This is a genomic window from Candidatus Enterococcus moelleringii (genome assembly GCF_017377575.1).
Lineage (GTDB): Bacteria > Bacillota > Bacilli > Lactobacillales > Enterococcaceae > Enterococcus_A > Enterococcus_A moelleringii.
Map to the genome: position 1 here is coordinate 133,089 of NZ_JAFREM010000025.1, position 16,802 is coordinate 149,890.

16 protein-coding genes are annotated in these 16,802 nt (G+C 43.5%); 9 read left to right on the forward strand and 7 right to left on the reverse strand.

Going from position 1 to position 16,802, the window contains the following annotated elements; genetic code table 11:
• The first annotated feature begins 36 nt into the window (after positions 1-36).
• Genes glpK through JZO70_RS15610 form a run of 3 tightly spaced genes read left to right on the forward strand, consistent with a single transcriptional unit; the run spans position 37 to position 4,100 of the window.
• Positions 37-1,533: a glycerol kinase GlpK gene (gene glpK / locus JZO70_RS15600; RefSeq protein WP_207674593.1), complete on the forward strand. Its 1,497-nt coding sequence runs from the start codon at positions 37-39 to the stop codon at positions 1,531-1,533.
• A gap of 18 nt (positions 1,534-1,551) precedes the next feature.
• Entirely contained in the window at positions 1,552-3,378 is a 1,827-nt protein-coding gene (glpO, locus tag JZO70_RS15605) for a type 1 glycerol-3-phosphate oxidase (RefSeq protein ID WP_207674594.1), read from the forward strand.
• A 5-nt stretch (positions 3,379-3,383) separates the two neighbouring features.
• A complete protein-coding gene (locus JZO70_RS15610; RefSeq protein ID WP_207674595.1) occupies positions 3,384-4,100 on the forward strand; it encodes an MIP/aquaporin family protein in 717 nt (238 codons plus the stop codon).
• A 67-nt stretch (positions 4,101-4,167) separates the two neighbouring features.
• Here JZO70_RS15610 and JZO70_RS15615 read toward each other — a convergent pair whose 3' ends face one another.
• A complete protein-coding gene (locus JZO70_RS15615; RefSeq protein ID WP_207674596.1) occupies positions 4,168-4,761 on the reverse strand; it encodes a TetR/AcrR family transcriptional regulator in 594 nt (197 codons plus the stop codon).
• Between the two features lie 191 nt (positions 4,762-4,952).
• On the opposite strand from JZO70_RS15615, the gene JZO70_RS15620 reads away from it, so the two are divergent.
• The 5 genes from JZO70_RS15620 to JZO70_RS15640 all read left to right on the forward strand — a co-directional run bounded on the left by JZO70_RS15620 (position 4,953) and on the right by JZO70_RS15640 (position 9,511).
• Positions 4,953-6,047 carry an ABC transporter permease gene (locus JZO70_RS15620; protein ID WP_207674597.1) on the forward strand — a complete coding sequence of 365 codons (1,095 nt, stop codon included), beginning with the start codon at positions 4,953-4,955 and terminating at the stop codon, positions 6,045-6,047.
• 1 nt (position 6,048) lies between these two features.
• Positions 6,049-6,723 carry an ABC transporter ATP-binding protein gene (locus JZO70_RS15625; protein WP_207674598.1) on the forward strand — a complete coding sequence of 225 codons (675 nt, stop codon included), beginning with the start codon at positions 6,049-6,051 and terminating at the stop codon, positions 6,721-6,723.
• Between the two features lie 65 nt (positions 6,724-6,788).
• Positions 6,789-7,793 (forward strand): nucleoid-associated protein, encoded by a 1,005-nt coding sequence (locus JZO70_RS15630; protein ID WP_207674599.1) that lies wholly within the window; start codon positions 6,789-6,791, stop codon positions 7,791-7,793.
• A gap of 311 nt (positions 7,794-8,104) precedes the next feature.
• Positions 8,105-9,016, forward strand: coding sequence for a ParA family protein (locus tag JZO70_RS15635; protein ID WP_207674600.1), 912 nt, complete (start codon positions 8,105-8,107; stop codon positions 9,014-9,016).
• 45 nt (positions 9,017-9,061) lie between these two features.
• Positions 9,062-9,511: a hypothetical protein gene (locus tag JZO70_RS15640; RefSeq protein ID WP_207674601.1), complete on the forward strand. Its 450-nt coding sequence runs from the start codon at positions 9,062-9,064 to the stop codon at positions 9,509-9,511.
• A 116-nt stretch (positions 9,512-9,627) separates the two neighbouring features.
• Here the strand turns inward: JZO70_RS15640 and JZO70_RS15645 are convergent, their stop codons facing one another.
• Genes JZO70_RS15645 through JZO70_RS15670 form a run of 6 tightly spaced genes read right to left on the reverse strand, consistent with a single transcriptional unit; the run spans position 9,628 to position 14,812 of the window.
• Positions 9,628-10,800 (reverse strand): aminotransferase class V-fold PLP-dependent enzyme, encoded by a 1,173-nt coding sequence (locus tag JZO70_RS15645; RefSeq protein ID WP_207674602.1) that lies wholly within the window; start codon positions 10,798-10,800, stop codon positions 9,628-9,630.
• A gap of 9 nt (positions 10,801-10,809) precedes the next feature.
• Positions 10,810-11,775 carry an ornithine cyclodeaminase family protein gene (locus JZO70_RS15650; RefSeq protein WP_207674603.1) on the reverse strand — a complete coding sequence of 322 codons (966 nt, stop codon included), beginning with the start codon at positions 11,773-11,775 and terminating at the stop codon, positions 10,810-10,812.
• A 15-nt stretch (positions 11,776-11,790) separates the two neighbouring features.
• Positions 11,791-12,534, reverse strand: a complete 744-nt coding sequence (locus JZO70_RS15655) for an amino acid ABC transporter ATP-binding protein (RefSeq protein ID WP_207674604.1) — start codon at positions 12,532-12,534, stop codon at positions 11,791-11,793.
• Positions 12,531-13,238: an amino acid ABC transporter permease gene (locus JZO70_RS15660; RefSeq protein WP_207674605.1), complete on the reverse strand. Its 708-nt coding sequence runs from the start codon at positions 13,236-13,238 to the stop codon at positions 12,531-12,533. The genes JZO70_RS15655 and JZO70_RS15660 overlap by 4 nt, the downstream gene beginning before the upstream one ends.
• On the reverse strand, positions 13,235-13,936 hold the full coding sequence (locus tag JZO70_RS15665; RefSeq protein WP_207674606.1) for an amino acid ABC transporter permease: 702 nt from the start codon (positions 13,934-13,936) through the stop codon (positions 13,235-13,237). The genes JZO70_RS15660 and JZO70_RS15665 overlap by 4 nt, the downstream gene beginning before the upstream one ends.
• A 27-nt stretch (positions 13,937-13,963) precedes the next feature.
• The gene (locus tag JZO70_RS15670; protein ID WP_207674607.1) at positions 13,964-14,812 is read right to left on the reverse strand and encodes a transporter substrate-binding domain-containing protein; all 849 of its coding nucleotides are present in this window, start codon (positions 14,810-14,812) and stop codon (positions 13,964-13,966) included.
• Positions 14,813-15,419: 607 nt separating this feature from the next.
• Between JZO70_RS15670 and JZO70_RS15675 the strand changes: the two genes are divergently transcribed.
• Complete coding sequence (locus JZO70_RS15675; RefSeq protein WP_207674608.1) at positions 15,420-16,790, forward strand: cation:dicarboxylate symporter family transporter; 1,371 nt, start codon at positions 15,420-15,422, stop codon at positions 16,788-16,790.
• The last annotated feature ends 12 nt before the right edge of the window (positions 16,791-16,802 follow it).

A 16,802-nucleotide genomic window follows, 5' to 3' on the forward strand; every position in this document is an offset into this window, starting at 1 on the left:
AGAAAACGTTTGCATGGTTTTAGGGAGGACAACAGGATGACAGCAGAAACTTACATTATGGCAATTGACCAAGGAACCACCAGCTCACGAGCAATTATTTATGATCGCAAGGGGCGCCAAATCGGCAGCTCGCAAAAAGAATTCACTCAGCATTTCCCCCAGGATGGCTGGGTGGAGCATGACCCTAATGAAATTTGGAATTCAGTGCAGTCGGTCATTGCCGGGGCCTTTATTGAATCGGGAATTAAACCAGATCAGGTAGTGGGAATCGGGATTACCAATCAGCGGGAGACGACAGTAATTTGGGAAAAAGATACCGGTCGACCGATCTACAACGCGGTTGTCTGGCAATCTCGCCAGTCGGCCGGTATTGCGAATCAGTTGAAAGAAGACGGACACAGCGAGTTGATTCATCAGAAAACCGGCTTGATTATCGATGCTTACTTTTCAGCAACCAAGATTCGTTGGATTTTGGATCATGTGGAAGGTGCGCAGGAACGGGCCGAAAAGGGTGAGTTATTGTTCGGCACGATTGACACTTGGCTAACCTGGAAGCTGACAGACGGCGGTGCTCACGTAACTGATTACTCCAATGCCAGTCGTACGATGCTATTCAATATTCATGAACTGGATTGGGATCAGGAAATTTTGGACTTATTGAAGATTCCGCGTTCGATGCTGCCAAAGGCCTGCTCCAATTCTGAAATATATGGTAAGACCCAAAGTTATCATTTCTTCGGCGCAGAAGTAGCTATCAGCGGGATGGCAGGAGATCAGCAGGCAGCCTTGTTCGGTCAAATGGCCTTTGAACCAGGAATGGTGAAAAATACTTATGGTACTGGCGCCTTTATTGTGATGAATACTGGCGAAGAGCCGCAGCTTTCCAAGAATAATTTACTGACAACGATTGGTTATGGAATTAACGGCAAGGTTTATTATGCCTTGGAAGGTAGTATTTTCGTAGCTGGTTCGTCCATTCAGTGGCTGCGGGACGGCTTGAAGCTGATGAAGAAGGCTAGCGAATCAGAGGATGCTGCGAAGCGTTCGAAAAATCACAACGAGGTCTATGTGGTTCCCGCCTTTGTGGGACTGGGAGCCCCTTATTGGGATCAGGAAGCACGGGGCTCGATGTTCGGTTTAACCCGCAGTACGAGTCGTGAAGACATTATTAAAGCCACGTTGCAGTCCATCGCCTATCAAACGCGGGACGTTGTGGACACGATGCAAGAAGATACCGGCATCAAAATCCCGGTCTTGAAGGTGGATGGCGGAGCAGCCAAAAATGAGTATTTGATGCAGTTCCAATCAGACATTCTCGATACCCCGATTCAACGGGCCCATAATTTGGAAACGACTGCTCTCGGAGCGGCGTTCTTGGCTGGTTTAGCCGTCGGTTATTGGAAGGACACAGATGAAATTCGGGAGATTTACGAAGCAGGGAAGATATTTGAAAGTCAAATGCAGGAAGAGGAACGGACGAAATTGTACAACGGCTGGAAAAAAGCTGTTGCAGCGACGCAAGCATTTAGTTAAGAAGGGATGGTAACAATCATGGGATTTTCGATTCATACTAGAAAGGAAACAATCCAGGCCATGCAGGAACAGGAGCTGGATTTGCTGATTATTGGCGGCGGGATTACCGGAGCAGGAGTAGCTTTACAGGCTGCGGCCTCTGGGGTGAAAACCGGGCTGATTGAGATGCAGGATTTCGCGGAAGGAACCTCTTCACGCTCCACCAAGCTGGTTCACGGCGGTATCCGCTATTTGAAAAATTTTGACGTAGAAGTAGTCGCTGACACGGTGACTGAACGGGCCGTCATTCAAGGAATTGCGCCCCATATTCCGAAGCCTGATCCAATGCTTTTGCCGATTTACAACGATGAAGGGCCAACAACCTATAATATGTTCTCAATTAAGGTAGCGATGGATTTATACGACCAGCTGGCTGGTGTGACAGGCACACCTTTTGCCAATTATGTTTTAGATCCAGAAGAAGTCTTGAAACGGGAGCCTTTCTTGAAAAAAGAAGGCTTGCAAGGAGCCGGTGTCTATTTAGATTTCCGTAATAACGACTCCCGTTTAGTGATTGAAAACATCAAACAAGCCGCAGCTGACGGCGGACATATGGTCAGCAAAATGAAAGCGGTGGGCTTTTTATATGAAGACGACAAAATTGTCGGCGTGAAAGCCCGCGACTTATTAACGGGAGAAACGATTGAAATTCGGGCGAAACTGGTTATCAATACTAGTGGACCTTGGGTAGACAAAATCCGCAACCTGAACTTCAAACGGGCAGTTGTGCCAAAAATGCGCCCAACTAAAGGGGTTCATTTAGTGGTTGACCGTGAGAAATTACCCGTACCGCAGCCAACGTATTTTGATACTGGCAAACAGGATGGCCGGATGGTCTTTGCGCTTCCACGGGAAAACAAAACCTATTTCGGTACCACTGATACCGACTACACCGGCGATTACGAAGAGCCAAAGGTTACTCAAGAAGATGTGGATTATTTGCTGGAAGTGGTTAATCACCGGTATCCAGATGCCAATATTACCTTAGATGACATCGAGTCCAGCTGGGCTGGTTTGCGTCCGTTGCTGATGGGCAATGCGGGTTCTGATTATAATGGCGGCGACAACGGCTCGATTTCGGAAAAAAGCTTTAACGATGTCATCGATGTAGTCTCTCGCTATAAAGCCGACGATGCTTCCCGCGGCGATGTGGAACATGTCTTGAATCATTTAGAAACCAGCCGGGACGAAAAAGAATTGTCACCTTCACAGGTTTCCCGCGGAAGCTCCTTGGAACGGGAAGAGGATGGCCTGATTACCTTGTCCGGCGGAAAAATTACCGATTATCGGAAAATGGCCGCTGGTGCCATGAAGATGATCCAACAATTACTGAAAGACGAATACAATCAGGAAATCAAATTAATTGATTCAACCCGCTATCCGGTAGCCGGAGGCGCCTTTGATCCAACGAAGGTCGATGAACATGTAGCGGAATTGGCTAAAGATGGTGTTACGGCTGGTTTACCAGAAGATGAAGCGCGCTACATTGCTGATTTCTACGGAACCAATGCGGATGAGGTCTTCAAGTTGGCACAAGAAGAACCCTTTGCAGGCTTATCAGCTGGCGAATCTGGGCGTCTGCGCTATGCCTTAGAAGCGGAAATGATTTTAACACCAGCGGATTACTTAATGCGCCGGACGAATCATATCCTGTTTGAACGAGATACTCTGGATGAATTGAAACAGCCGGTAGTAGATGCCATGGCTGAGTATTTAGACTGGACTGCCGAAGAAAAAGAACAGCATATGCAGCAATTGGAAGCCGTGATTGCTGAGTCTGATTTGGCAAAATTGAAGGGAAGATAAAACTGATGACTGGAGAAATGGTACCGATTTTTGGTGAATTTATTGGCACAATGATCCTAATTGTTCTAGGGAGCGGCGTGTGTGCGGCGGTCAACTTGAACCAAAGTAAAGCACAAGGCTCTGGCTGGATCGTAATTGCCTTTGGCTGGGCGATGGGGGTAGCGATGGCTGCCTACATCTCCGGCTTCATGGGGCCGGCTCATTTGAACCCGGCCGTGACGATCGCTATGGCGATGACTGGAAATTTAGAAACTAGTTTAGTGGTACCATTTATTATTGCGCAACTGTTAGGGGCAATTGTCGGAGCAGTCTTAATTTGGCTAGCTTATCTGCCGCATTGGGCGGTGACTAAGGATCAAGATGCCATCTTGGGAACCTTTGCGACGGCACCGGCGATTCGTAACTATCCCGCCAACTTGATGACGGAAATCTTAGGTACGTTTGTCTTGGTTTTAGGACTGTTGGCTTTCACCCAAAATGAGTTTGCTGACGGCGTGAATGTGCTGGCAGTGGGTGGCTTGATCTTAGCGATTGGTCTGTCACTAGGTGGACCAACCGGCTATGCCATCAATCCAGCGCGAGATTTAGGACCGCGGATTGCCCATGCAATTTTGCCAATTGCGAATAAAGGCACTTCGGATTGGGCCTACTCATGGGTACCGATTGTTGGTCCGATTATTGGCGGCGTAATTGCGGTATTGGTTTTTCAAGTGATGATTTAGAAAAGTAAAAATCCGGACGATCGCAGCTCAGCTCCAAGGGAGTAATTGCTGCGACGTTCGGATTTCTTTATCTGTCTGTTCGCAAGCCTGCTGTCAGCCAGCGGCTCTTGAAGCGGAAATCTGCGATTAGTTCGGCTTCACTCCAATGATTCGCTAGCATGTCGGTTAGCGAATCGATAACCAGCTTCATGGAAAAGTACAGAAAGCTGATACTCTCTTCTTCTGATTGAATGTTAAAGTGATTCTTTGCTAAAATTTCCTGCCACATTTCCATGCCGTGAGACACTTCGCTGCGGTAAGAAAACAAATAGCTGTTTTGGGTTAAAAGGACGATCTCGCGATAACGGAGGTCGTCTTTTTTTAGTTTAGCAGCTAAAAGCAGAAACTCTTCCATCCCTTTGAAAAAATCCCCTTCATGATGGGTGACATACTCGATAATTTCACCATGCACTTTTCCAGCATAATAGTGGATCACATAATCATAGGCGTCGTTCAAATCCTCAAAATATTTATAAAAAATGCCCCGCGACATTTTCAAGGCGGCGACAATTTCACTGACCTTCACCTGACTAACAGGCTTTTCGTAAAAAATGGTTAGCAAAAGCTCGCGAATCTGCTGTTGCCGTTCAGGTGGCAGGTTCGTAAAGGTTGATTTAGGCAAAGCGATTCCTCCTGTCTGATGCATGTAGCATAGCACGATTTGGTTTGACTGGCGTTTTTAACGGGTTATGCGGTTGGTTTATGTAGACTTTCTTAGCGTCTTTCTTAGCATAGTATAACACATGAGCAGATCAAGTGACATTGTGTCACTAAGAGAGTAGTATAGCAAAAGTAAAAGGAAGGATGACTCATATGTATTTAGCTTGGAAAGAGATTCGCTATTCAAAATTACGTTACGGACTTATCATCGGCATCATGTTTTTAGTTGCCTATGTTGTATTTATTCTTTCTGGACTAGCCAACGGACTGGCGCAAGGAAACCGCCAAGCCGTGGATGATTGGCAGGCCAAGACAGTGATCTTATCAGAAGACAGCAACAAAATTGCCAGCGCCTCACAACTGACCCGCAGCGATGTGGATCGCGTGGAGGCAACAGACAAAACTGCGGTGGGGATCTTCTCATCAGCAATGGAAAAGAGCGGCAGCGACGACAAAACCAACGTTTCAATTTTCGGCGCTGACAGCGACAGCTTCATCGTACCTAAGATTAAAGAAGGCCGCTCCGTGGAAGCTGACAATGAAATCGTGATTGGTGAAAATTTGGAAAGTGGCGGCTTTAAATTGAATCAAACGGTGAAATTAGGCAGTGGGAAAGAATTTAAAGTAGTCGGCATTGTGCCAGCTTCTACTTATATGATCGCACCAGTTGTGTATATGAACTTAGATGGCTACACTGAATTGAAATACGGCGCGCAACCCTTTGACAGTGACGCTAAAAAACCAATCAGTGCGGTGGTAGTCAAGGATCAAACACCTAGCCAAGTTTCCATTACCAATGAAGACGGACAAAAGGAAATGCAAAGGCTGACCAGCGATGACTTCGTGGAAAGCTTACCTGGCTACAAGCCTGAAAAATTAACCTTGGATGCCATGATTTACTTCTTGTTTGTGGTAGTTGCGGCCATTATCGGGATTTTCATGTACGTGATGACCTTGCAAAAGACTGCCATTTTCGGCGTAATGAAGGCCCAAGGCGTGTCTACTGGTTACTTGGTACGTTCGATTTTAGCACAAGCTTTAATTGTCGGTATTGTCGGTGTGGCTTTGGCAGTATTATTCAGTGAATTAACTAGTCTGGTCTTACCTGATGCCATGCCATTTAGCGTGGATTGGTTGGAATGGGGCATCTATAGTGTCATCTTGGTGCTGGTAGCCATGATCGGCGGCTTGTTCTCCATTCGCACCGTTACCAAGGTAGATCCTGTTACAGCGATTGGAGGAGAATAATATGAACAACGAAATATTAGTCATGAAGGATATTGTTAAAAAATTTGGCCAAGGACATACCGAAGTTACTGCCTTAAAAGGGATCAACTTTACGGTCCATGGCGGCGAATTTGTCAGCATTATCGGTCCTTCTGGTTCCGGGAAAAGTACCTTCTTAACGATTGCCGGCGGGCTGCAAACTCCTACTACCGGTTCCATCGAAATCAACGGCCAGGACTTTACTCATATGGGAGAAAAAGAACGCTCTAAAGCTCGCTTTAAAGAAATCGGCTTTATCCTGCAAAGCTCCAATTTGATTCCTTTTCTGAAGGTGAAGGAACAATTCGAACTGGTGGAACGGATTGAAAAACAAAAGAATCCAGAAAAAATTGAGGATCTGCTAAAATCATTAGACATCTGGGAGTTAAGGGAACAATTTCCCAAAGCTTTATCCGGCGGGGAACGCCAACGGGTGGCAATCGCTCGCTCATTGTTCAACGATCCTAGCCTGATTCTGGCTGATGAACCAACTGCCAGCTTGGATTCCGACCATGCTTTTGATGTGGTGAAGCTGTTGGCCAAAGAAGCCCACAACCGCAACAAGGCCATCGTGATGGTAACCCATGACGAACGAATGACTAAGTGGAGCGACCAAATTTTCCGGATGGAAGATGGCGTGCTAGTTCCGCAAAAATAAAACTTGCTAATTTTCCTACTTCTTGTGTATGATAATTGAGTTAGCAATTAGGAAGTAGGAAAATCATGGATATCTATTTAAAAAAAGCTGCCCTGCATATTATCGATCGGGAAACCGGCAACCCCATCTACAGCCAGCAGGAATTAGATTTAACCCGCGAGTATGTGCGGGAATACTTAATTAAGAAAATTCAAAAGCTGTCTTCTGCTCAAACCAAAACCGGTATTTTGGCAGAAGACTCCGAGTTCGCCCAATTAAGCCGCCAAGCGCAGCAGGACTTTTTACCAGCCAGTGAGAAAATCGTAGAACGCTGGTACAATGCGTATCAAGAAAGTGAAGAAGCGCCTAGTGCCGATGTGTTCATTGCTTTGTACGAGCAGGATACTCAGATGTACATCGCTTTCTTGAAGGTGAACTACCACGAAGGTTATACTCATCTGGTGGACTCCAACGAAGCTGGCTTGAACAACGAGCTGATTTTGCACCGGGCGATTCTTTCAGGGAAAACTCAGAAGGCGGATGAAGGCTTAACCGTCAATCTGGATAATTTAAGTTTTGAACTGATTGAGAAAAAATATCCCTTCTCCGGTGAAAAGCGCCTGTATTTCTCAACTGATGTGATTGAAAGCGAACCGGCACCGTCATTAGAAGAAAGTGTTAAGGTGATCAAAAAAGTGGCCGAACAAATCGGTGCCAAATTTGAAAGTCCGAAACACGACATCATCGCCGACGTGAAAGAAGCTGTCTATGAATCAGTGGAAGAAAACGGTCAGCTGGATGCTAAGGAAGTCTCTGAAAAAGTTTTCAAAGACAATATCTCAGCACAACTAGCCTTCCAAGAAGAAGTAGTGGAAAAAGGCTACGTAGATCAAGCACCGCTTCCGCGAGAAGTTCGCGAAATTTCCGAGAAGAAATACGGCAAGCAAAAACTGAAGCTCTCAAACGGTATCGAATTAATCGTGCCGCTGGATGTCTACCGCAATCCCGATCTGATCGAGTTTGTAAATAACCCCGACGGAACCATTTCCGTTACCATAAAAAATGTCGATGAAGTCATCAACCGTTTATAGGTTGATGGCTTTTTGCCAGACCAACTTTTCGCAGTATGTAAAGGTAGAAATATAGTATAACAATTATTTGGCTAACAATAGTACGAGCTGTCTAGTTGGATGGTATGCGTACGAGAGTCAAACTCATTTTTTCGTGGTCTTGGAAAAATGAATTCCCTAAAATGAGCTAGCTGCCAGTCATGCTTTTCGCTATCTTTGAAAAAGTAAGTTTCATAACTAGAATTAGTTAGAAATTTAGATAGATTCCCTCTCTTTTGCGTATCTTTAATTAGACAGGTATGTCTAAAAAATAAGCAGATGGGGGAAGAACGATGAAGAAAATATTTATTGGTAATTACAAAGGAGGAGTCGGCAAGACCACAAGTACGTTGTTTCTTGGGAAGTGTTTGAAGGATTTAGGCAAGAAGGTGCTGCTGATGGATTTAGACCCGCAAAGTTCGTTGAGTGAAATCTGTATTAAGAAAGGAGATAGTGAACGGTCAATTGAAGATCTGAAGCCTGAGCAGACGTTGAATTATGTTTATGAGTTGTGTATTGATAATATTCGTAAAGGTTATGGTCTTGACTTACAATTTGATTTAGATTGTTTGATTAGTCTATATGAGGAGAATTTAGACTATGTCGCCTCAAGTCTCTATTATAAGGATGATGTCGGTTTAGATGAACTTAACATGAATATGGAAAAGGATATACAGTATTTTTCAATCTTAGGTAAGCTGGTCAAGGACATCGAGCGTGCGAACTTAGAATACGATTATTTATTGATCGATTGCCCACCAAATAGTAGTATCATTACTCAAAGTGCTTTTATGCTATCGGATGGTTATCTTATTCCAACTATTGTTGATTCAATTAGTTCTAAAGGAATTGTGCATTATATCGGTACTATCTCAAAAGTATATGATCGATACTGTGAAAAACATGAGGATGCTCATTTGTTTAAGCATTACTTTGGTAACGATCCTAAATTAATTGGTGTCTTCTATACGCTTATCAGAGGGCAAGTAAACTATGACGAAGTAATTGAAAGCCTTAGAGATGAATTAGACAAATTACCGGTAAGGGATTCTATTTACGTCTTTAAGAACTATACGAATAACTATGTTGATATCACAAGAGCCATTGCCAGTAATGAATTAGAAAAGCTGAACAAACTAAAGAATACTTATCCTGAAATCACTAAAGAATTTGTTGAGAGATTATCTGATTTGAATCTGCAATAAATCTTTTGTACAATAAGCGTACAAACATGTGGGAGGTGAGGCAAAATGACTACAACAAGTCAGAAGACAATTGAAGACTTCATGCGGGCTTTAGTAGCCGTTAGTCAAACCAATCCTACAGTTGAACAGTTAAAAGCAATCGAAGAGCAATTTGAATTAGAGGATTTGGATAAGATCCTAGGTTTGTTAGGCAAGGTTAACAAGTCTAAGCTGAAAAGAAGCGATAATCAAAAGGTGACTAAAAAAACTTTTCCTCCTACAAAAGTAGAGGGTAAAAAATATTCTTATGAGGAAGTAGAAAAAATCTTTAAGAATCAAAAGAAAGAAGAAATACTGGATAATTTCACTAAAAGAGAACTAACAGATATGTACATCTCTCTATTCAACTTTAGACCCTTGAGCAATAGCAATAAGCTAGATATCTTTTACGGCATTCAAGCGAAATTTGATGCCGCGAGAAGAGGAGAAGCGATGCGTAGGACGTTTTTTTCTTAATAAATTCATGACTAAATCAAATATCAATAAATTGTCGATGACTTCCAAGTTGTCGACAATTTTTGCACACACAAAAAAAGAAGACACCAAGTCTACACTTAGCGCCTCTTCGTACATTATTTTATTCCATACTTTGCTGCAACCGTCAGCAGCTGATCAATATCCTGCTGATTATTAAATGCCCCTAAAGAAAAGCGAATGAACTGATCCGCGCTAATACTTAGGCAAACGTTATGGCTGCGAAAATATTCAAACATCTCCTGCAGCTGATCCGTTTTGAGCGAGAGAATCCCGCAATGCTCAGCTTCATTCTTAGGTGTCACTATCGTAAATCCTAGTTCCTCTAGGCCGTCGTAGAGCTGATCATAAAGTGAACAAACATGTTGCCAAATAGCATCGGGACCAATTGCTAATATTTCCTGCAAGGCGTCATGGAGTACATAGATCCCCAAATTATCCAGTGAACTATTTTCCATTTTTCCAGCTTTTGTCTCGTCCAAGCAGCTTAACGAAAAATTCCCATCTGCCTCTTCAACATGAATGTAGGAATTAGCAGCTGTGTAAACTGGCCAAATATGTTCCAAAAAGGTGGGGTGATAATAAGTAAAGGCCGTACTATTAACGCCGCAAAGGCCTTTATAGGAAGCCGCCGATACAGCGGCGATGTGCCATTTTTCAGCAAGGAAGGGCTGCAAGCCCAAACTTTGAATTGCATCAACGATTAAGAAAATTCTACGTTCGTGACACCAATGGCCAAGTCTTTCTAAATCAATCCGGAAGCCGGTGGCTGATTGTACGTGACTGACCAAGATCATGCGAGTCCGTTCATCAGCTGCAGCAGTCAGTTCCTCGATAAGCACTTGTCCATCTTCTCTTACTGGAATTACACGAGCTTCAACACCGCGGGTTCTTGCGGCATTGAGGCAAGGCATCAAGACAGAAGGGTGCTCTTGTCTGCTGGTGACGATGTTGTCGCCAGCTTGAAAGTCAAAACCTTGTAAAATAGCGTTAATTCCCTCGTTTGTATTTCTAGTAAAGGCGATTTGCTCCGGTCCGAGACCACCAACTAGTTGATTTAACAATTCTCGGGTGGCGTCTAGCGTTTTAAACAAGGTTGCTCGGCCAGGACCGCCCCGTTCATTGCGAACAGCCCCGTATTCCCAGTCGTCAAAGTATTTTTCGGTCGCGTTTCTGCCGAAAGTTGTCCCTCCGCAATCGTAGGCATTATCTAAATAAATACATTGCTCAGCCACGGGGAATTGCTGTCGATAGTTTTTTTGCCAGTCCATGTTTTCACCTTATTCTTCTAGATTATTCGCTACTTGGCATAAATAATTGGCAACGGCCAAGTCTTCCACTGCCATGCCTAAGGCTTCAAAAACAGTGATATCTTTTTTATTCAGTCTTCCAGAAATTTCACCTTGAAGCACTTGTCCGATGGTTCCTAAAAAGTGGTCTTTTGTAATGAGGCCATCCGCTAAAGGAAGTAAGAAATCACCGGCTTCATGCATTACAGATTCTTCATTGTCGCCAAAAAAGCGCGCTTGTTTCACAATATCGGCAGCTAGTTCCCGAGAATCGGGAGTACAGGCACCCACCGCATTAATGTGGACACCAGACTTCAGCCAGTCCGCTTCAATGATCGGCGTTTTCGCTGGTGTCAGAGTACAGATAATGTCGGCATCCTTCACTGCTTCTTGACTAGTTTGACAAGCTGTCACGCTTACGGGATATTTCTCGTTTTCTTTGCGGGCAAATTCCTGAGCGCGTTCGAAATTCTTATCCCATACAGTCACTTGCTCCAGTGGGAATTGCGTTAATAGAGCCTGCAAATGAGATTCTCCTTGTTCACCAGCACCCAACAAAGCGAGGCTAGCAGAATCAGGATTTGCCAGAACTTTGCTGGCGGCAGCGCTGACTGCGCCAGTTCGCAGTTGGGTAACGGAAGTCGCATCCACGACCCCTTTTAATTGTCCATGCTCCTTCTCGAAAATCAAAATTTGCCCTTGATGAGAAGGATAGCCTTCTTGACTATTTTGCAAATACACACTTAATATTTTAGTTCCAAAATACCCAGCATTAGAATAGCCGGGCATCAGTCCTAAAATATTATCATTAGGCATTTTGATTGCAGTTCTTAAGTATTGAACATCTTCACCAGTTTCAACATTTTCCAGCGTTTGTGCCATTAGGTCAACACAGGTCTTCATATCCAAATGTTCCTCAACAAATGATTCATCCAGAACCACTAGCTGCTGTTTCATAGTCTTCCTTCTTTCTTAAATAGACTCTGGCAAAATCCTTTTCAAGAAGCGGCGAGTTCGTTCTTCTTTAGGATTCGAGAAGATTTCTTCAGGCGGACCTTCTTCAACGATGACCCCTTCATCCATAAAAATTACCTTATTGGCAACTTCGGAGGCAAAAGCCATCTCGTGAGTGACGACAATCATCGTGACGCCTTCGTCCGCAATTTTTTTGATAATCTTCAAGGTTTCGCCTACCAATTCTGGATCCAGCGCGGAGGTTGGCTCATCAAACATAATAATCTCCGGATTCAAGACGATCGCTCGCGCAATACCGACCCGTTGCTGCTGACCACCTGAGAGCTGTGAAGGGTAGGAGTCATACTTAGCCTTTAAGCCGACTTTGTCCAAGGCTTCTTTGGCTCTTTGCTCCGCTTCGGCTTTAGGCACTTTGCGGGCGATAGTTAATCCTTCCATCACATTTTCTAAGGCTGTTTTATTGTTAAATAAATTATGATTTTGGAAAACAAAAGCGGTTTTCTTTCTGACCGCTAAAATCTCCTTTTTAGAGGCGTGTTTTAAATCAACTGTTTTACCTGCAATAGTCAATTTACCGCTGTCCGCTTTGTCGAGGAAATTGATACAGCGGAGCAGGGTCGTTTTTCCAGACCCGCTGACGCCTAGGATAACGATCACATCACCGGTTTCCACTTCTAAACTGACACCCTTCAAAACCTCTTGAAGGCCGAATTTTTTGTATACTTCTTTAACCTCTATCATGCTTGACTCCTTCTATAACGTCCCATATAATCTTCTGCTAATTTGCCTAGCTGAATGCAGATCAGGCTAATACCCCAATAAATCAGAGCAGCCGCTACGTAGGCTTCCAAGTAGCAGTAATAAATACTTGCCACCTTCAATCCAGCGTTCAAGACATCCTGAACCCCCACTAAGATTACTAGTGCCGACAGCTTAACCAAAGAATTGATGTTTCCGATCAAAGTAGGCACTAAGACTAAAAATGCTTGCGGCATGATAATGCGGTAGAACGTTTGGAATTTTGTCAGTCCCACCGTATAACCGGCTTCATATTGTCCTTTATCGACGGACATCAGTGCACCACGAACGGATTCTGAGAGCAGGGCCACTGCGGCAATCGACAAAGCAAAAACAGCGACGTAGATCTTATCTACTTCAGAAACAGTCAGGCTCCAACCTAGTGATTGAGCGATCGCATTAAAATTACTGTTAAACCATAAACCGGCAATTAAGATAATTAGGTTGACTGGGATGGCCTTGACAATCGCGATCAAGACCGTGAAAAATTGATCCAAAACCTTCACATGAAATATTCGGACCAAGGCAATCGGCGTTCCAATCAGTAGCCCGACGATAAGTGTCGTAGCTGCAATACCCAGACTAACAGGAATCTTCATGAAGCTGGCCTGCAAACATTCAAGGAAGTAATTCAATTGAAAGTTCATGCGGTCACCTTCCTTTTGTTCAAAGCTCTTCGATTAATTAGCGCAAAAACGCCCTCCAAAATTAAGCTGATTGCTGCAAAAATAATCGCTACACCGATGTAGCCTTCAATCGAATGTCGAGTGGTGGCAGCAATCATCCGTACTTTACCCATCATATCAGCTACACCGATCATATAAGCCAAAGCTGTATCCTGCAGCAGCATAACAAATAACGTTTCCAGACTGGGAATCGCTACTTTCATTGCCTGTGGGAAAACGATGCGCCAAAAAGCCTGCCACCCCGTCAGCCCGACGGAATAGGCGGCCTCTGTTTGTCCGATTGGGACGGATAGAATCGCTGCGCGAATCAGCTCCGCCATGTAGCCGGACTGATTCAGCCCAAAGGTGATAAAAACAAAAAAGAGTTTATCCACACCGCTTAAATCCATATTTAAATAAGAACGAAACAACAAAGGCATCCCATAATAGACAATGAACATCTGAACTAAAGCCGGAGTTCCCCGGAAAAAGGAAATCATTAAATAAGCAAGTTGGTTCAAAATAGGAATGCGCTTGATCCGAATCACCGCCAGCAAAGTTCCCAGCAACAATCCGATAATTGTGGCGATAACCACAATTTCGAATGTCACCGGAAGCTTTTGCAAGATCTGCGGAAAGACGTGAACAAAGCGTTCCCAAGAAAAAAAGTTAGAACTCATAGTTTACATCCTTTTCCCTGAAATTTCTTATTTTGTATAGTCTTCGCCTAAATATTCTTTTGAAAGCTTGCCAGTCTCGCCTTCATCATGTAATTCTTGCAAGGCAGCACTGATGTCTTTCTCCATCTGCTCAGCATCTTTGTTGTATAGGTAGTAGCAGCCAGAATCAGCTTGATCACCAAAAATATTTTCGCCATATTGTTCTAGGCCATCAAATTGTTTCACCCATTGGTCGGCATCGATTTTTTCGTTGATATAGGCATCATAAACGCCATTAGTAAGATTGCTGACGATTTGCTCGTTTTCGGAATCTTCATAAACGATTTCAACGGCTTTGTCAGGGTTCTCTTTGTTGTAAGCCTCTAACAGGTTGGAAACATTTCCGCCGGTTTTTACCTGCACTTTTTTACCAGCAAGGTCGTCCATCGTTTCAAAGTCTTGACCTTCTGCGCCTAAGATGACATAACCACCCGTTGTTACACTTGGTGTTTCAGAATATAAATACTTTTGGTCGCGTTCTTCATTCCAGCCAAAGCCGTGGACACCCATATCGTAGCTGCCAGTATCCAGACCAACTAAGATATTCGAAAACTCAGTCGGCTCATAACTAAATTCGTATTGTGGTAATTTTTCGTCGACTAGTTTCAGCACTTCATATTCATAACCGGCTAATTCTTCATTTTCATCCAAATAGCAGAAGGGGTTATACGCATTACCAATCCCAATTCGCACCACTTGAACATCATCGTTTGCGGCGTTGCTGCTATCACCAGTTGCTTCATCATCATTGTTTCCGCATGCTGTAAGCATGACACTGGAAAGAGCCACTACTCCAAGAAAAGCTAATTTCTTCACAAATACATTTTTCCCCATCATCAAATACCCCTTTTCTCATTGTTTGTTCAAAAATTATTAATCTAATTTTAAAGTAAGTGTACAGGCTGGAGCAAGCGGTGTCAATCAAGGGTTTATTTGAACGCTTCCTATTAGTAAATGCTTCTTTTGTAAATACTAGAAAAGCAAATAGGTAAAAAATTGTCTAGAAACGAAGCTAGCAAAATTGATACTTTTTCTCGTAGTAGAAGGATCTTTTTTGCATGAAAGTAAGTCAGTATCGCTAAACTTTCCCTTGTGAACACTCTCATCATTTCCTCATCTCCGATTGCTTTTGGTAGCGCTTTTCGTTATACTTTGGATGTGATTTCCAGACAGAGAAGGCAGGTGGGAAAGATGGCGTATCATCGTATTTGACTATGAGCAGTAAACACGCTTAGAGGTTCTAAGTTAGTGAAGTCAATAGTCTTTCCTATGGGTGTCTTTTTGGTGTGTCATCATATGTGAGTTTTGTCACATACAAAAAGGATATGCAGAGGAAACATACATTTGTCGTATGTTTTTTTGTCGTGTCGCAAAGTCAATGGAAATCGTGGTGAAAAGACCCAAGACAAGACTTCCTAAACAATAATTTTAGGAGAGTGTAAAAATGTTAATCGCTTTATCGTTTGTCGTAATTATCGCAGCTATTTACGGGTTGATGTATTTAAAAAGCAAGAAAGTACCATTTTCAAAACGTGTTGTTCTAGCCTTAGTGCTGGGTATTGTGATTGGAATTATTTTTAATCAGCTATTTTCCGCTTCAGAAGGCGCATTGTTTTCTGACTGGGTGGGTATGTTCGGCAGCATCTATGTGAAGCTTTTGCAAATGATCGCTATGCCATTAATCTTGGTTTGTGTCATTTTGGCCTTCACTAAAATTGAAATCAAAACCAATGTAGTTAAGATTGGTGTTACGATTGTCAGCACGTTGATTATCACTGCTGGATTAGCTGGAATCATTGGGATTGCAACGGGCTATTTTGCTAATATCGACGGCAGTGCCTTTAATATCAGTCAGTCGGCCTTAAGTGCGGCTAGTGATATCGAAAAAAATTATGTAGCCGGTGGGGAACAGGCCTTATCCTTGCCGCAAAAAATTGTCGCAATCTTCCCATCTAATCCATTTTATGATTTGACGGGTCAACGGGCCAGCGCAACTTTGGGTGTGGTTATTTTCGCCTTGTTCTTAGGTGTTGCTTACCTGCGTATCAAAGATAAGAAACCTAAAGAAGCCCTATTATTCAAAAACGGAATGGACAGCATCTACGAAATCATCATGTCAGTGGTACGCTTGTTCTTATCATTTGCACCTTACGCGGTGTTAACTATTATGACTACAACCGTTGTAAACAATGATTTGTCCGCCGTTTGGAAGCTGGCGCAGTTCTTTGTGGCTTGTTATGTAGCGATGCTGATTATGATGGTGATCCAATTAGCAATCATGGCTTTCTGCGGCGTGTCACCGATTCGCTATTTGAAAAAAGCTTTGCCAGTATTGTCCTTTGCCTTCATTACAGCTTCTAGTGCTGGATCGATGGCGATGAATTTAGAAATGCAGGAAGAGCTGGGTATTCCAAAAGGGATCTCTAGTCTGAGCGCATCCTTTGCGACATCCATGGGAATGAACGGCTGTGCCGGCTTGTATCCAGGGATTATTATCGCGATTGTTGCTATGACCCAAGGAATTAACCCACTGTCACCACAATTTTTATTCTATGCAGCCTTCATGATCGCCATGACGTCCTTCGGTATTGCAGGAACAGGTGGCGGTGGAACGGTAGCCACCATTATTACGCTGTCAGCATTAGGTTTGCCAGTTGGCTTAGCGGGCGTCTTTATTGCGATTGAACCATTGGTGGATATGGGACGAACCGTGGTTAATCTAAATGGCGGAGTGGTTGCCAGCATGGTGACTTGCAAGACCAATGGCGTTGATTTAAGGGAACCAAAAGATACAACTTTACGAACCGAACATTAAAAAAGGGGGAAA

What these genes read in the sequence shown, in the direction of transcription:
- glpK (WP_207674593.1), top strand. Translation starts at nt 37, where the DNA reads ATGACAGCAGAAACTTACATTATGGCAATTGACCAAGGAACCACCAGC.
- glpO (WP_207674594.1), top strand. Translation starts at nt 1,552, where the DNA reads ATGGGATTTTCGATTCATACTAGAAAGGAAACAATCCAGGCCATGCAG.
- JZO70_RS15610 (WP_207674595.1), top strand. Translation starts at nt 3,384, where the DNA reads ATGACTGGAGAAATGGTACCGATTTTTGGTGAATTTATTGGCACAATG.
- JZO70_RS15620 (WP_207674597.1), top strand. Translation starts at nt 4,953, where the DNA reads ATGTATTTAGCTTGGAAAGAGATTCGCTATTCAAAATTACGTTACGGA.
- JZO70_RS15625 (WP_207674598.1), top strand. Translation starts at nt 6,049, where the DNA reads ATGAACAACGAAATATTAGTCATGAAGGATATTGTTAAAAAATTTGGC.
- JZO70_RS15630 (WP_207674599.1), top strand. Translation starts at nt 6,789, where the DNA reads ATGGATATCTATTTAAAAAAAGCTGCCCTGCATATTATCGATCGGGAA.
- JZO70_RS15635 (WP_207674600.1), top strand. Translation starts at nt 8,105, where the DNA reads ATGAAGAAAATATTTATTGGTAATTACAAAGGAGGAGTCGGCAAGACC.
- JZO70_RS15640 (WP_207674601.1), top strand. Translation starts at nt 9,062, where the DNA reads ATGACTACAACAAGTCAGAAGACAATTGAAGACTTCATGCGGGCTTTA.
- JZO70_RS15645 (WP_207674602.1), bottom strand. Translation starts at nt 10,800, where the DNA reads ATGGACTGGCAAAAAAACTATCGACAGCAATTCCCCGTGGCTGAGCAA.
- JZO70_RS15650 (WP_207674603.1), bottom strand. Translation starts at nt 11,775, where the DNA reads ATGAAACAGCAGCTAGTGGTTCTGGATGAATCATTTGTTGAGGAACAT.
- JZO70_RS15655 (WP_207674604.1), bottom strand. Translation starts at nt 12,534, where the DNA reads ATGATAGAGGTTAAAGAAGTATACAAAAAATTCGGCCTTCAAGAGGTT.
- JZO70_RS15660 (WP_207674605.1), bottom strand. Translation starts at nt 13,238, where the DNA reads ATGAACTTTCAATTGAATTACTTCCTTGAATGTTTGCAGGCCAGCTTC.
- JZO70_RS15665 (WP_207674606.1), bottom strand. Translation starts at nt 13,936, where the DNA reads ATGAGTTCTAACTTTTTTTCTTGGGAACGCTTTGTTCACGTCTTTCCG.
- JZO70_RS15670 (WP_207674607.1), bottom strand. Translation starts at nt 14,812, where the DNA reads ATGATGGGGAAAAATGTATTTGTGAAGAAATTAGCTTTTCTTGGAGTA.
- JZO70_RS15675 (WP_207674608.1), top strand. Translation starts at nt 15,420, where the DNA reads ATGTTAATCGCTTTATCGTTTGTCGTAATTATCGCAGCTATTTACGGG.